Here is a 15,373-nt window from a genome sequence, read left to right as displayed (position 1 = left end):
GTGGTTCAAAATCCCTCGTCCGTGGTTTGAGCACTTCAAACGGAAGACTGAAGACTGTAACTGAACACCGCCCATGCCCACCTTCGCCCACCCTCTCGCTCTTTGGGCATTGCTGGGCATTCCCGTGGTCTTGGCCATTCACTTCCTGCAAAAGCGCAGTCGCAAAGTTAGGGTGACCACGCTTTTTCTCCTCCAGCAGCTCCAGCGTGAATCGGAAAAGGGAAACCGCATTGAGCGGCTGCGCCTTTCTGTACCACTGTGGCTCCAGTTATTGATGGTGCTTCTTTTCACCTGGCTACTGGCAGGTCCCCTATGGCTCAAAAATGATGCCATTCATCGTGTGGCGCTGGTCTTGGACAGCTCGGCCTCCATGCAGGCTTTTCGCCCAGCGGCGGAGAAGGCGGTACGGGATAGCCTCTCTGGAATTTTACTCCCCGGAGCCCGTGCTGAGCTGACCCTTTTGGGCACGGATGTGAATGCCGCCAATCTTTATTATGGCACGTCTGCGGCGGACCTCGTTAAATCCATGTCTGCCTGGCAACCCCAGCTTGGCACTCATGATTTTACACCCGCCCTGCGCAGTGCGCGCAGCCTCGTCGGCCCTCAGGGGGCGGTGCTCTTGATCACAGACCATCCCCTGCCTGCCCCACCCGCCTTTGATGCCAAAGTTTTATCCGTCGGCCAAGCAACATCTAACGTCGGCTGGGCCGGGGTGTCTGTGGAGGAAAAGGATGGCCAGAAATATTGGCGGGCTCTGGTGCGAAACTACAGCGCTACTCCGCAGGAGCGTGAATGGCGGGCAGAGGCCGCAGGTAAGGCCTCGGCTCCAAGTCAGTTGATCCTCGCCCCCAATGAATCCCGCACGCTTTCCGGCCCTTTTCTTGAGACTGCGGAAGGAGAGATGCTGAAGCTGACTTTAACCCCAGATGCTCTGGTGCTCGACGACCAGTTGCCCATCGTCCAGCCGCAGCCCAAAACGCTCAGCCTGAATGTGCCAGCAGGGAAAGATGCCTCCGCCCAGGAGATCGCCGAGCTTTTCAGCCGCTTCTCGGATACCACCCTGGAAGGCCTGTCCGCCAAAGCCGATGTGCGCATTATTACCTGGCCTCCTAGCATTGCCCTGGAAGCCAACCAGCATGCCTGTATTTTTGCCTCCCCTTCCCGCGCTGACAATGCACCGCCACTGACTGGTCGCATTGTCGGTGAAGCCCATCCCCTGACGGAGGGGCTAAACTGGCAGTCCCTGCTCGTGCGGGAAGGCATGGTCATGCCGCAGGATAAGAAGGATCGTGTGCTGCTTTGGCAGGGGGAGCGGCCTTTAATCAGCCTGCGGCAGACGCCTGCTGGGGCACGCCAGCTTTTCTGCCACTTTGATCTGGCCACCAGCAATGCCCGCAAGCTCCCTGCACTGGCCGTTCTCCTGCACCGTTTTTTGGAAGAAATACGCGAGGGGAAAATCGCCCCCATGAGTGCGAATTACGATGTGCGCCAGCAACTCACCGTGGCGCATCAGCGAGGTGAAAAAGCATCCCCATTGACCCTCAAAACAGGCGAGGGAAAAACAGAAACGGTACCCGTACATCAGGCTCACCTCCTGCGTGCACCCGCCCTTCCCACTTTCTTCGAGATCAGCCAGGGAGATCAGACCCTGCTCACCGCCGCCGCCCACTTTGCGGATACGCGTGAGGCTGACCTCACCCAGGCCAAACCTTTCGATGAATCCGCCGACCTAGATGCCCAGCAGATCGAAACCCTCCAGGAAACCGATGCCAACTGGCGCTTCTGGATTCTTTTTCTCCTGACCGCCCTGCTAGGAAGCTGGTGGTGGGGCCGGGATAAAAAGGCTGGTGGCGTGAACTCGGCCAATCCTCATCTCACACAAGCTTAATGATCCTCCGACACCCAGAATGGCTCGCCTTGTTTCCAGTCTTGCTGATTGCGGGCTGGTGGATGCCCAGGCTGGCGGTGTGGCGGCCTTTGCGGATTTTTTTGTTAGGCCTAATCACGCTTATCCTCGCGCAACCCCAATGGCGCAGGCTGACCGACGGGGTGGATCTTTGGGTGCTGCTGGACAGCTCGGTTTCGGCAGAGAAACCGATGGCCAAAGGACTGCCTGAATGGGAAAAGCTGCTGGAACAAAGTCGGGGGCCGAATGACCGCCTTTTCCAGCTCAACTATGCCGGAGAAGTCATGCGCCGTGGAGCGGAAGGGGCAGAGCTTTATGACCGGCAGCGTCAGGCTACCCGCACCGGTCTGGCCATCACACAAGCTCTGGCGCATACCCAACGTGAAAGTGCCGGACGGCCCGCGAGGATGCTGATTTTCACCGATGGTTATTCCACTGAACCGCTGACTGGCAGTGCGGAAAAACTCAAGGAACAGGGCATCGAACTGGACTTCCTTCTCGCCCGTGATCCTGAGCCGACGGACTACCGTGTGGCCGCACTGCGGGTTCCTGCGAAGGCCCAGCTTGGTGAGCCATTTCTCATCGAGATCGAGGTCCGAGGAACCCGCGATGGCAAGGTGCCAATCAAGGTTCTCCGACAGGGGCGCGAGATCCAGTCCACCGATGTGGAGGTGCGGCTGGGCACAGGCATCCTGCGCCTGACGGACCGCCTGGGCAGCGCTGGCGTTGCTCATTATGAAGCGCTCATTCAGCCTGTCGTGGATGCGCATCCTGGCAACAACCGGCATGAGGCCATGATCGAGATCGCGGGGGGGCCGCGCGTGCTTTTACTGACCGCTTATACGGATGATCCGGTGGCCACGACTCTGCAGCGCCAGGGTTTCACGGTGGAAAAGGTGACTGAACTGCGCAGCATTCGTCCGGGTCAGCTCGCCGGAGCTAAATGCGTCATTTTAAACAATGTGCCTGCCTTTGAACTGCCTGGTGAATTCCTCGCCGCCATGGATTTTTATGTGCGTGAGCAAGGTGGCAGCCTGCTGATGGCGGGGGGGCAAAAGAGTTTTGCGGCAGGCGGATACTTTGAATCGGCGATTGATTCGCTGCTGCCGGTTTCCATGGAACTGAAACAGGAACACCGGAAGCTGATGGTGGCCATGGGCATCGTCATGGACCGGAGTGGCTCCATGAGCATGACGGTGAAAAATGGTTTCACCAAAATGGCCCTGGCGGATGAAGGCGCGGCGAACGCTATCCGGTTCCTCGGTCCACATGATCTGCTGACGGTCTTTGCCGTGGACAGTGAGGCTCATCAGATGGTTCCGCTCCAGCCTGTGGGCCCTAACCGAGCCAAGATGGAAAGCGCTGTGCGGCGTATCGAGAGCACCGGTGGCGGCATCTATGTTTATAACGGCCTGAAGGCTGCGTGGGACGAGCTGAAAAACGCAGCGGCCGGCCAGCGTCACATCATACTTTTCTCCGATGCGGCTGACTCTGAGCAGCCGGATGATTATAAGAACCTGATCACTGAAATCGTGGCCAATGGCGGGACCATCAGTGTCATCGCCCTCGGCACCCGGGGTGACCCAGATGCGGCATTTTTGGAAGACATCGCGACGCGCGGCAAAGGCCGCCTCTTTTTCACCGACAAGGCGGAGGAACTGCCCAGCATTTTCAGCCAGGAAACCGTGGCTGTGGCGCGTAGTGCCTTTATCCGTGATCCGGTGAAAACGCAGGCTGCCAATGGCTGGTTCGAGATCACCAGCCAGCCACTGGACTGGCTGCCTGAGGCTGACGGGTATAACCTCAGCTACATCCGGGAATGGGCCAGCCAGGCGCTCATCACCCAGGACGAATACGGTGCCCCCCTCGTCTCTTTTGGTCAGCGTGGGATCGGCCGCACAGCCGCAGTGAGCTTTCCTTTAGGAGGTGAATTTTCCGATAAGATCCGCGCCTGGCCCAAGTATGGGGATTTTCTCCAGACCATGACCCGCTGGCTGATGGGTGAACAATTGCCCCCTGGCATCGGTTTGAAACATGGGCTGCAAGGAACGGTGCTGACGCTGGACCTGCTGCATGACGAGACCTGGGAGCAACGGCTCATGACCAAGGCACCGCGCATTGTTCTCGCGCATGGGACAGGTGCTGGGTCATCCCATGAAATCGCTTGGGAGCGCCTTTCTCCAGGCCACTATCAGGCCCGTGTGGATCTGCCGGAGGGTGAAATGGTACGCGGGGCGGTGCAGGTCGGCAATCAGGCCCTCAGTTTTGGTCCGGCCATTGTCGGCACCAGCACGGAGTGGGCCTTTGATGAAACCCGGACTGAGGAGTTGAAGCAGGTCTCTCTGGCCAGTGGTGGACGTGAACTGCTGGAACTGAGCCAAGCCTGGCGTAGCCCGCGCGCGGAACGTTTTGTGGACTTACGAAACGAGCTGCTCACCCTCGCTCTTATCCTCATGCTGGTGGAGGCCCTGATCACCCGCACCGGCTGGAGGCTGCCAGTCTGGGCCTTTGCGGGCTGGAAACTGAAACCCGCCAGGGTCAAACCAGCCGTGTATACCCCTTCTCCTTCCGTGAAAGAAACAATACCCGCAGCGGAAAAGAAAGCCGCCGAATCTATACCTGGGCCTCCCGAACCGGAGGTCAGCAGGCAGAGCCGTTTTGACCGGGCCAAGCGGAGATAAATCCCAGGCTTAGTCATCAATACAAAACCCGCACCAAGTATAGCCCGGCGGCTGGGGCCATCTGGTTGCTTTGCGCGGCAGCATCATTGGTTAGAAGCTCCTGGAACCAATTAACCGTAGATCGGCCACGGGCGACGAGCATGAGGCTGCCAACGATGAGGCGGACCATTTTGTAAAGGAAGCCATCTCCCTCAAATTCCAGTTCCAGCAGGTCGCCATCCTCCCGCAGATTCACACGATGGATCGTGCGCGTGGTTTTCTCTGGAAGGGCGCGGCGTAGGGTCTCGGGCATGTCCCCGCGATTGGCGGACAGGCGGACGAAGTTGTGGGTGCCGACGAGGCTTTCCATGCAGATCTTCAGAGCCTCCATGTCCAGCGGACCATGAATCTGCCAGACGCGATCCGCTTCAAATGGCGAGAGTAGGGGCGAGCGCCAGATGCGATAGCGATAGACCTTCCCCCGGGCATCGTAGCGAGAGTGGAATGTGGGCGCGGCAGCGCTGACCTCCACAATGCGGATGCTCAAGGGCAGGCAGGCATTGATGGATTTGACCCAGGCCTCGTCACTCATGCGCAGGCTCTCTGGCACATCCATGTGTGCCACCTGGGCCAGGGCATGAACGCCGGCATCCGTGCGGCCGGAACCATGAACCACAGTGACGGCACGGGTGGCCTTGAGCACGGCGGCATTCAGCTCATCCTGGATGCCCCCGCTGATGGCCAGCCCCTGCCAGCCACGCCAGGAGGTGCCACAATAGGCCACGACGAGGCGCAGCCGACGATGCCCTGGTGGGGGACCTTTGTTGAGGCCGAGCCTACTTTCGACGTCGCTTCGGCTCATTCGTAGTCCATTCCAGGTCGTAGGCTTCATCCGGCAGGAGAAATCCTGCGGGACCGCGTTGGTTGTTCAAGTAGTCCTGCAAGATGACCACGGCAGCAAGCTGGTCCACGATCTCGTTGCGCTCGCGTTTGTCGGTGATGCCCGCCCGTGACATGGAGGCCTCCGCTTCCACCGAAGAAAGGCGCTCATCCACGAACTCGATTGGCACGTCATGCTGCAAAGCCTTGCCGAGGCGGTCGGCAAACTTCTCCACCCGTTCGGTCGCTTCCCCCCGGCTGCCGCTCATGAGAAAAGGCATGCCGATGACGATGCGGGCGATGTGTTTTTCCCGGACGATTCGGGCGATTTCCCGCTCAGCTTCGTGCTTGGCATCCAAGGTTTTCAGCGGGCTGGCGGTCAGTTCCATCTCATCGCTGATGGCCAGTCCGATGCGGACAGTACCGTGGTCAATGGAGAGGATGCGTGGCATGGGAAAGGGATGATCAACATGCACTGCATTCGCTAAAGGATCAAGCGTGTGACGCCCATTGATCCCAGAGGAGTTTGGCCACCATGGCAAACACGACGATAAGGAATACGATGCGGATAAAGGGGGCTCCGTGGCGGATGACCAGTCCCGAACCCAAGCGGGCACCGATCAATTGCCCGGCGATCATCACTGCGGCGATGTCATATCGGATGCCTCCTGCGATGACAAAGACCAGCAGGGAGGCAAAGTTGCTGGTGAGATTGACGACCTTTGTATAAGCCGTGGCACGAGTGAGTTCGAGACCCAGGATGGACAGACAGGCGACCGTCCAGAAGGAGCCTGTCCCAGGGCCAAAAAACCCGTCATAAAAACCCAGGATACTCCCACCCAGGCAGGCAAAGACGCCTGGAGTGAGTCGCGCCTTGACCGGTTGCGCACCAAAACGCGGGCTCAACAAAGCATAGGCAGCGATGCTGAGCAGCAGCCAGGGCACGATCTTTTTCAGCACGTCATTACTGATCTGAGTGACCACATACGTGCCCAGCATGGCGAAGACAAAGGTGACTGCGACTGCAACACGTACGTCGCCCCATCTCACCAGGCCCGCCCGCATGTAGCGCGACACCGCCAGAAGAGTTCCCCAGGTGCTTTGCATCTTGTTCGTCCCCAATGCAATCTGCGGGGGCAGGCCCGCCCAAAGAAGTGCCGGAACGGAAATCAGCCCGCCGCCACCCGCGATGGCATCAATCAACCCGGCACTGAACCCGGCCACGAAGAGCAAGAGGGCGATGGTCAGGGTCATTCGAGGAGGTCAGAAAAGAGGGGCTTACACTTTGACCCAGCCTTTGCTTTGGCTGCTTTGAAGGATGGCCTCGCATAGTTTGACCTCGTGATGGCCGTCTTCGGCGGTGGCAAAAAGCACGGGGGTCTTTTTCTCGCTGGCGATGTGCTCATAGACGGCGCGGTAGTGCATCTTGTGGGCATCGCTGAAGCCTTCGGCATGACCGCCGGGGTAGTCGGTAAAATTAGCCACATCATCCATGAAACCGGGTGTGCCGCGTTGCAATATCTGGTTAGGCTGATCACGGCGGCCATGGATGATTTCATTGGGCTGCTGGAGGTCCCACTGGACGCTGCCTTTGGTGCCATAGATGCCGAGGGCGAGACTGCATTTCCAGCCTGCGGCGACCTGGGAGATGCTAGCATTGGCGTGGACGCCATCGGCATGCCCATGCTTGGCCTTGCCAAATTTGAGGAGTACGCTGCCGAAGTCTTCGGTGTCCACCTTGTAAGGCACCATGGTTTTAGGATCCACCTTGGCGAAGGTCTGGACCTCACCTTTCGGGCGGAGGCGGGTTTTATGGAAGGTCTCGATATGGGCAAAGACGCTCTGGGCTTTTGCCCCCAGGATGAAGCTGACGGCATCAATCCAGTGAGTGCCGATATCGCCAACGGCGCGGAGCTTGCCACCTTCACTCGCAAGGACACGCCAATTGAAATCGGTCTGATGAAGGAGCCAGTCCTGGAAAAAGTGACCCTGGACATGGATGATTTCCCCCAGGTCCCCGCGTTCCACCATGGCGCGCATCTGGAGCACAGCGGGGAAAAAGCGGCACATGTAATTCACGGCGAAGACGGGGCCTTTTTTCCCGCCCTTTTTAACCGCAGCGACGACTTGGGCGGTCTCCAGGCTGGTCATGCCGAGGGGTTTTTCGCAAATGACGTGTTTCCCCATGTCCAAGGCGGCGAGGGACTGCTCCACATGGGCATTATTGGGAGAGGTGATATGGACGACGTCCACGTTGGGACTGGCGTACATGGCTTCATGGTCATAATCACCGTAAACTTCCTCGATTCCCCAGAGTTCAGCGGTTTTGCGGGCGCTTTTGGATGAGGCACAGATGGCGGTGACCTGGATGCCGAGCCGCTTGAGGGCCTCAATATGGACCGGACCGATAAATCCGGTGCCAATGATGCCTGCGCGGAGATGATGAAGGGGGGTCATGGCACATATGCTGCCCCAGAGAGCCCCTGCCCCGCAAGCGCGCCTTTTTTAAAACAAAAACTCCGTGCTGGACGCCTGGGGCAGTTTATTTGTAATCTCAATTTTTCACGGACATGCGTCTGCTTTCCAAATTCCTCTGGCTTCTTGCATTTTTGGCCGCCTCATTCTGCTGGATGGTGCTCTTTGAGCACGGATTCAGCATGAAGGGCTTTAGCCAGGGGGTGAAGGAGGAATGGCAGACGCTGACCCGCCTCGTCACTGACAAGGAAGACCCAACCGTCAAAGAGACTCCTGTAAACCCCCCACAAGGCAAATAGCACCATGATCGTTACCGCGAGCGAACTGCAACCAAAGCATCAAAATCTCTGGAAAAGAGGCCAGTTGTCCATTGAGCAGAAGAACTGGGATTATGCGGTGAGCCTGCTGCTCCCCATCGTCAAAGACCTCCCATATTTCCTGGAAGGCCGCAAATGGCTGCGCCTGGCGGAAGGGGAAGCGTCTGGTGGTGGACGCAAATTCAGCTTTGGCGGCGGGATGTTTAAAGGCGGCTCCAAAAAGGATCCGCTGGAGGCTATCGCTGAACTGGAAGAAAACGTTTTCCAAAAGGATCCTTATAACGTTTCTGCCAATCAGCAGCTCTATGATCTGGCTCTAAAACTGGAATTTCCTGAGCTGGCAGCCTTTGCCCTGGAAACCATCTGCAAAGGACAGCCCACGAATACGAAAGTGATGCACACGCTGGCGGAGCACTTCATGACTCATGATGAGCCAGGAAAGGCGAGCGCCGTTTATGCAGAAATCCGCAAACTGGATCCGCGTGACCTGAATGCGGCCAAAGGTGAGAAGGATGCCGCAGCGCGCAACTCCATCAAAACCCAAGGCTGGGGCACGGGCAATATCAAGGACTCGCAGAAGGACAATGCGGAAGCGAACCTGCTGGACCTGCTGGGCAAGCAGGGGCGCACCCTGGAGCAGACCGAATCCCTGCTGGCCCACTTTACCGGCCTGTATAACCAGGACCAGACGAACATCAACTATGTGAAGAGCATGGCCCAGCTTTATGAAGAGCTGGAACAGACAGACAACGCCCTGTCCTTCTACGAATATGCGCTCACGCTGAATCCAGGGGATGTGGCCCTGCAACGCCGGACGGAGTTGATTCGTGAAAAGGCCCAGGATGTGTACATCCAACAGATGGCGGCTCACATCGAGGCACATCCAGATGCGCCGGACATTGAGGAAAAACGGGCTGAACTGGCTGAGGTCAAGAAGCAACGCTCCCTGGGTGCCATCAATGAATCCAAAGCACGAGTGGAACGCAACCCGACGGACAAAGCGGTGCGATTCGACCTGGGCCAGGCTTACTTCAATGCAGGCATGTTTACGGAAGCCATCCCTGAACTGCAGCAGGCGAAGAGCAATCCGAACATCCGCATCAAGGCCATCCTGATGTTGGGCCGCTGCTTTGAGAAGAAGAACATGAACGACCTGGCTCACAGTGCCTTCGCTGAGGCATCGAAGGAGCTGGCGATCATGGACAACACGAAGAAAGAGATCCTTTATGAACTGGCTCTCGTGAGCGAAAAAATGGGGAAACAGGACCAGTACCTGGAAGCGCTCAAGGAAATCTACAACGCAGACTACGGCTACCGCGATGTGGCCAAGCGGGTGGAGTCCTCCTACAACTGATTTTTTGTCAGGGTATCCACTTCAGATCCCTGGTCTGCCCGTCAGCGGACCAGGGATTTTTGTCAGTCAGGCGTGATTGCAAACTGGCGTAAACCAAGGCAACCAGTCTCCCATCCACTTTGCCATGTCGTTACAGCCTCCAAACACTGCCAGCAATCCGCTGCTACGGCTGGCTTTTTATGGAATCGCCGTCGGAATGGCGCTGGTCCATGTGTTCATTACCTTTCGTGGGCTGAGCAGTGAGGAAGGGATGGAGCAGGCGCAAATGGCGCGCGAAATGGCCCGGGGAAAGTATTTCCAAACGAAAGTCATCCGGCCTTATGCATGGGCGCTGCTGAATGAAGCGGGCAAGGAGCCGGACCCTATGGCGATGCCGGACATCACGCAGCCGCCGCTTCAACCGCTGATTTGGGCTCCGGCATTCAAACTGCTGGAGAAGCATCATGTCTATGAACCGGGTAAAAACGGGGCCATCTATCTGCTGGACCGCGTCATCGCCTGCTTTGGCGTGACGGGAATGCTGCTGACTCTGCTATGGACGCATGGGGCGGCGAGGAAGCTTTTTGATGAAACCGTGGCAGGTGTGGCAGTGCTGGCGCTGCTGGTGTGTGAGCCGCTGTGGGAGCTGACCGTGAGTGGTAGCCCGGTGACACTGCTGCTGCCACTGATGGCGCTGGCCTTCCGGCTGCTGGTGGCGGCGGTGACCCGTGCGCACCAGGGGAAAGGAACGACGATGCCCCTGATGACCCTCGGCATCACGGCGGCCCTGATGGTGCTGACGCATTGGATGGCCGTATGGTTGGTGCTGGGTCTCATCCTGGCAGTGGCCATAGGACTGCCTAACAAAAAGGGCGGCGCAGTGTGGGTGGCGGTCATCCCGGCACTGGCCCTGAGCGGATGGGGATGGTGGATGCAGCAACGCTGCGGAGACCCCTTGGGCGGGGCGAAGACACTTTTCCAGACCCATCTGCTGTCCCTGGGCCCGTCCGTCTTGCAGCGCCAGTATTCCCTGGCGATGCCGCCAGTGCAGGTGACGGATCTGCTGCGCAAGCTGCTGCTGAACTGGCAGACCCAATTGGGCGATGTATTTTCACATCTGGGCTATGGGCTGCCGGCCTTGTTTTTTATGGTGGCGATGATGCACCGCTTCCGCCGAGCGGAAACCACGGCCATACGTCTGGGGCTGGGGGCGATCTTTGGGATGGTCATCCTCGGGATGGGATTCATCGGCCTGCCGGACCGGAGGCTGGATGACAACCAGCTCTACCTGATACTGGTGCCCGCGTTGACCGTCTTTGGAACGGCAATGCTGGCGGTGCTATGGGCACGGGTACAGGGGAATGGAAACAGCCTGTGGATACGCTGGGGATATGCCTTCATCGCCCTGGGAATCAGTGCACTGCCGCTGCTAAACATCCTGCCTGCCCAGGTGAAGCTGGGGCTGACACTGCGAAACCGCATCTATCCACATTGGCCCCCCTATGTGCCGGATCGGGTATCCCTGGTGCGGCGTCTGATCGAGCCGAATGAGATCGTCTTTTCCGATGCACCCGGTTTTGTGGCCTGGTATGCGGACAGTGTGACGGCCTGGATCCCCACCAAGCGGGATGATTTTGAACTGATGAAAAAGCGAGCAGAGGAACATGGCAATCCGGTGGCAGGATTTGTGATGACCCCCAAAAGCACGCGGGTAGAGCATGTGCAGGATGCCTTCATAGGACCGTACAGTGAGTGGACTGACCTGCTTTTCCGAGGTCTAATGCTGGCCTTTGACCGGGATTTCCTACCGCGACCTGATTTTATTTACCGGGTGCCTGTCCCCCTGGTGGCGGTGCCCTTGGGTGCAAAGGAAAATTTGAGCCTGCAAATGACCTTTTACACGGACCGTCCCCGCACATTGAAGGAATAACTTGTTCCTCGACACCTAAAAACAGTTCAGGACGGACCACTCGGTCCGCCCTGAAATATTTAAAGGTCACCAACAGCCAAGAAGACAACCTACTTTGAAGAGCGATGGACACCGCTGAGGATCATCCATCTGAGACTACTATGGTCGGCCAGGTGGGATTTGAGTCAGCGGGCGGTAAGAGGCTTGTAAGGAGAATGTGAAAACCACCCTTCTCACTGGCCAATGCAATACAGCTTATCCTGCGTACGGATGAATAGGCAGCCATTGGCGGCGGCGATGCTGCTGCGGCAGCTTGCGGCGTCGCCATTGGGTTTGCTGCCATTGCCCATTTCATTGACGCTCAGCAGCTCGAAGGCGTCACCGCCTGCTTTGACCACATAAACATCGCCCCAGAAATTGGTCATGTAGATCTTGCCATCGACGACGGTGGGGCTGCTTTCGAATTTGGATTTGCTGCCCGTTTCGCCTGTCCAGATCACCTTGCCTGTCTTGGGCTCGACACGGCTGACGGTGCGGCGTCCGCTATCCAGGACGTAAAAGCTGCCTTCATAAAAAGCGGGGGTGGAGACGTCCGAGGTCACCACCTTCGGGTCAGTGGACCAGATAGGCTGGATTTCGTTGCCTTTGCTAGACATTGGCATGGCAAAGACTGGGGAGTTTTTCGGCGCACACACCAGGGCGATGCCATCGCCCACGACGGGAGAAGGCACGAGGCGGAAGAACTTGTTATAGCCTTCTCCGGCGAGGTTCCAGGTGGTCAGGCGGGCGTATTCGCTGCCAGTGCCAGCATCATGCAGGGTCAGGGTATCGCCACCGGAAATCAGCATCACGCGCTTGCCGTCATGATCCGCAAAAACGGGGGAGCTGAAGGCCTCTAGGGATTCGACTTCCGCAGGAGTCTTGCGGAGCTGTTTCCACAGATCCTTGCCTGTGGCTGGGTCCACAGCCAGGATGTAACTGGTCATGTCCTTGCCCGGTGTGCCTTTGGCAAAGCCCTGGAATTCAAAGGGCTCGTTGCGCTGCAGCACTTGGATGTAAAGTTTACCGCCATCCAGCATCGGGCTGCTGCCATAGGTCCACTGGGTGGCAAAGGCACCGTGGGTTTCCTTGAAATCACGCTTCCACTGGAGGTTGCCTTCGAGGTCAAAACTGGCTGCAACAGCATCCGCAAAAAGGAAGATGACATGCTCCCCATCGGTCACCGGGGACGGGCTGGCCAGGTTGCTCTTGTTATCCCATTGGAGTCCGCCTTCGGAGACGACCTTGCGCCAGAGTTCCTTGCCCGTTTTGGCATCATAGCAAAGACCAACGAGCTGCTGTTTGTCCGCGATGGGCGCAGTCAGGAAGACCTTGTCTCCCCACACGACAGGCACGGAGGCCGAGATAGCCGGCACATCCACCGCCCATTTCACACCTTCCGTTTTGCTAAACTTCGCAGGAATATTCTTTTCCGGGCTGGACCCATCCATCGCCGGCCCACGCCAGTTGGGCCAGTTTTCGGCATTGGCAAAAGAAGCCGCGAGGGCAAAGGCGAGGAAGAAGGGCAGTTTCATGCGTGGAGGCTAAGGAAATGAAAACGCACCCAGTTGTCGAGATGTTTCGGTGGGGAGGGAGGCGGAGATCGGGGTGACAGACTTTATGAGTGTCCGCTTCTCTCGGGCCTGAAGTTACTTCGCTGCTTTGACTTCGGTTTCCATGACTTCGCCGCCGAGGGGGATGACGAGGCCTTCGCGGACTTTATCAAAGGAGCGACCACGGACGGAGGCGTGCATGTAGAGCTTTTGCTTGCGGTATTTGAGCTTGCGCCGGACCTGGTTCATGACGTCTTCGGTGACGGCGTCCTGGAAATCGGCAAACCAGTACACGGTGTCGGCCTCGGTGATTTCATTGCACATGAGGGCGGACTGGGTGTGACCGATGCCGTTGAAGCCGATGTAGTAGGTATTCGGACGACCGGCGAGTTTTTTATAGATGGCCTCCAGGGGCATGGGCTGCTTGGGGTCGTACTTGAGCTTTTTGCGCTCATCCGCAGTGAGTTTGATGGAGGCTTTGCCTTCCCAGTTTTGCCAGAAGGAAGCGAAGTCGTCCCCGGCGGTTTTGCGGATTTTATCATCGATGCGTTCTTTGGGCTCGTTGAGACCGCAGCCGAAATAGAGGACGAGGACGCTCTGCCGGGCGATTTTATCCAGCTCTGCGACGACGGCGGGCAGATACTTGGTCATGGAGCGGGAGACATCCATGACGACGGCGATGCGGCGGGTGTCCTTCATCTCCTTTCCGAACATGGTGATGGGCTGGAAGGTGATGCCGGACATGCTGCCTAGACCGGAGCCGGGGCCGAAGCTGGATAGGCTGCTCGCTCCCATGGTGGTGCTGAGCTTGCCACTGCCGAGCATGGAGGAGACGTCCGGGACATCCAGCAGGTCTGGTGGCGAATCAGGCAGGGAGATGGCGGAATTGAGATTGGTGGAGACGAGACGCTGGCGGGGGATTTTTTTATTGAGGGTGCTCTGGCGCTTTTGCTGGACCTGATGAGAAAGCGCCTGAGAGGCCTTGTCCCCCTGGGGAGAGCCGCCGCCGGGCAAGAAATCCACGGCTTTCTCTTGAATGGCGGTGGTGAAGACGATGAGGCCACCCGCAAAGATGATGCCCAGGTGAATGAGGAGGGAAAGGGCGAGGGAACCACCGCCAATGCGGCTCCAGGCCTGGATGAGGGGATTCCGCTGAGGAAGGGTATCGGAGGTGGGAGTAGGGGCGCGAAAAGGGGGCGCGGCTTCTGCGACCTCGACCACGGAGATGGAGTCCTCATCGATGGATGCGGCGGGCGATGAGGGGGCGTCTGGGGCAGTCTCTGGACCTTGCATTTGTCCCTTTTAAACTATCAAGGCTGTAAGTGAGAAGCCTGGAATGCGAGGTAAGGCGAAAAGGGCATTTTTTTGACCAGCCTGCGAGGATACGGGACAGGTTGTGGCCGGAAGGCGATAAAAGGTGAAAAGGAGGGCTCCCGCTCATCTCGGCTAGGCCGGGCTACTTTTACCGGAGGTGGATGGCACCGCCGTCGATGGGATAAGCGCTGCCAGTGATGAAACCGGCCTCGTCACTGCAAAGATATACTGCCAGAGACGCGATCTCCATTGGCTGGGCCATGCGGCCAATAGGCTGGGCGGCGCTGAGCTTGGCGAACATTTCGGCCTCCTGGCCAGGATACGTGCGGGCCAGGTATCCATCCACAAAGGGGGTGTGGACACGGGCGGGGCTGATGCAATTGCACCGGATGCCGTGGGCGAGGTAGTCCTTGGCGATGGAATACGTCATGGTAAGGACAGCCCCTTTGGTCATGGAATAGGCGAAGCGATCCGCCAGGCCCATGTCTGCGGCGATGGAGCACATGTTTAGCACGACTCCCCCGCCCTGAGTGACCATGCGGGAGATGACGGCCTGTGAGCAATTGAAGAGACCTTTGACATTGATCTGGTAAAGGCGGTCGAGATCCGCCTCGGTCGTGGTGAGCAAGGTGCCGATGTGGGCGATGCCAGCGTTATTGACCAAGATGTCCAGACGGGGGCGACGGAGGCCGATTTCCTCGAAGACGGCTTTAACATGGGCATGGTCCCCGACATCACAGGCGACGGCGCGGGCGCTGCCTCCTTCGGCAATGATCTGATCTGCGGTGTCCTGGGCCGACTCCATGTGCAGATCCATCACCTCCACATGGGCTCCCTGGCGGGCAAAGAGGAGGGCGATGGCCTGACCGATGCCGGAGCCTGCGCCGGTGATGACGGCCGTCTTGTGTGCGAGGGAAAACATGAGGAAAGAGGTCGGGTTTGCGATGGCTGCTGGTTTAACAGAATACTGCGTGGGAGGGCGAGTTCT

Annotated in this window: 12 protein-coding genes; 5 read left to right on the top strand and 7 right to left on the bottom strand. The window is 58.2% G+C overall.

Annotation, left to right across the window (positions count from 1 at the left end):
• Window positions 1-73 precede the first annotated feature (73 nt).
• Both EI77_RS15685 and EI77_RS15680 read left to right on the top strand, forming a co-directional pair.
• Window positions 74-1,888, top strand: coding sequence for a vWA domain-containing protein (locus EI77_RS15685; RefSeq protein WP_133796240.1), 1,815 nt, complete (start codon window positions 74-76; stop codon window positions 1,886-1,888).
• Window positions 1,888-4,587 carry a vWA domain-containing protein gene (locus EI77_RS15680; RefSeq protein ID WP_133796239.1) on the top strand — a complete coding sequence of 900 codons (2,700 nt, stop codon included), beginning with the start codon at window positions 1,888-1,890 and terminating at the stop codon, window positions 4,585-4,587. The genes EI77_RS15685 and EI77_RS15680 overlap by 1 nt, the downstream gene beginning before the upstream one ends.
• A gap of 16 nt (window positions 4,588-4,603) precedes the next feature.
• Here EI77_RS15680 and truA read toward each other — a convergent pair whose 3' ends face one another.
• Genes truA through EI77_RS15660 form a run of 4 tightly spaced genes read right to left on the bottom strand, consistent with a single transcriptional unit; the run spans window position 4,604 to window position 7,902 of the window.
• Window positions 4,604-5,428, bottom strand: a complete 825-nt coding sequence (gene truA / locus EI77_RS15675; protein ID WP_166647289.1) for a tRNA pseudouridine(38-40) synthase TruA — start codon at window positions 5,426-5,428, stop codon at window positions 4,604-4,606.
• Window positions 5,403-5,897 carry a Holliday junction resolvase RuvX gene (gene ruvX / locus EI77_RS15670; protein WP_133796237.1) on the bottom strand — a complete coding sequence of 165 codons (495 nt, stop codon included), beginning with the start codon at window positions 5,895-5,897 and terminating at the stop codon, window positions 5,403-5,405. Before ruvX ends, truA begins: the two co-directional genes overlap by 26 nt.
• Window positions 5,898-5,937: 40 nt before the next feature.
• Window positions 5,938-6,699, bottom strand: a complete 762-nt coding sequence (locus tag EI77_RS15665) for a TSUP family transporter (RefSeq protein WP_133796236.1) — start codon at window positions 6,697-6,699, stop codon at window positions 5,938-5,940.
• A 24-nt stretch (window positions 6,700-6,723) separates the two neighbouring features.
• Window positions 6,724-7,902: a Gfo/Idh/MocA family protein gene (locus EI77_RS15660; protein ID WP_133796235.1), complete on the bottom strand. Its 1,179-nt coding sequence runs from the start codon at window positions 7,900-7,902 to the stop codon at window positions 6,724-6,726.
• Between the two features lie 113 nt (window positions 7,903-8,015).
• Here EI77_RS15660 and EI77_RS15655 point away from each other — a divergent pair, with 113 nt between their 5' ends.
• The 3 genes from EI77_RS15655 to EI77_RS15645 all read left to right on the top strand — a co-directional run bounded on the left by EI77_RS15655 (window position 8,016) and on the right by EI77_RS15645 (window position 11,500).
• Window positions 8,016-8,219, top strand: a complete 204-nt coding sequence (locus EI77_RS15655) for a hypothetical protein (protein ID WP_133796234.1) — start codon at window positions 8,016-8,018, stop codon at window positions 8,217-8,219.
• 4 nt (window positions 8,220-8,223) lie between these two features.
• Window positions 8,224-9,591, top strand: a complete 1,368-nt coding sequence (locus tag EI77_RS15650; RefSeq protein ID WP_133796233.1) for a tetratricopeptide repeat protein — start codon at window positions 8,224-8,226, stop codon at window positions 9,589-9,591.
• 124 nt (window positions 9,592-9,715) lie between these two features.
• Complete coding sequence (locus tag EI77_RS15645; RefSeq protein WP_133796232.1) at window positions 9,716-11,500, top strand: glycosyltransferase family protein; 1,785 nt, start codon at window positions 9,716-9,718, stop codon at window positions 11,498-11,500.
• 212 nt (window positions 11,501-11,712) lie between these two features.
• Here the strand turns inward: EI77_RS15645 and EI77_RS15640 are convergent, their stop codons facing one another.
• The 3 genes from EI77_RS15640 to EI77_RS15630 all read right to left on the bottom strand — a co-directional run bounded on the left by EI77_RS15640 (window position 11,713) and on the right by EI77_RS15630 (window position 15,307).
• Window positions 11,713-13,053, bottom strand: coding sequence for an outer membrane protein assembly factor BamB family protein (locus tag EI77_RS15640; protein ID WP_133796231.1), 1,341 nt, complete (start codon window positions 13,051-13,053; stop codon window positions 11,713-11,715).
• Between the two features lie 114 nt (window positions 13,054-13,167).
• The gene (locus tag EI77_RS15635; RefSeq protein WP_133796230.1) at window positions 13,168-14,364 is read right to left on the bottom strand and encodes a hypothetical protein; all 1,197 of its coding nucleotides are present in this window, start codon (window positions 14,362-14,364) and stop codon (window positions 13,168-13,170) included.
• Window positions 14,365-14,533: 169 nt separating this feature from the next.
• A complete protein-coding gene (locus tag EI77_RS15630) occupies window positions 14,534-15,307 on the bottom strand; it encodes an SDR family NAD(P)-dependent oxidoreductase (protein ID WP_133796229.1) in 774 nt (257 codons plus the stop codon).
• Window positions 15,308-15,373: the final 66 nt, after the last annotated feature.

The organism is Prosthecobacter fusiformis (assembly GCF_004364345.1).
In the GTDB taxonomy this organism is placed as follows: Bacteria; Verrucomicrobiota; Verrucomicrobiia; order Verrucomicrobiales; family Verrucomicrobiaceae; genus Prosthecobacter; species Prosthecobacter fusiformis.
The sequence above is the reverse complement of the archived record's forward strand: the minus strand, read 5'-3'. Positions and strand labels throughout refer to the sequence as shown.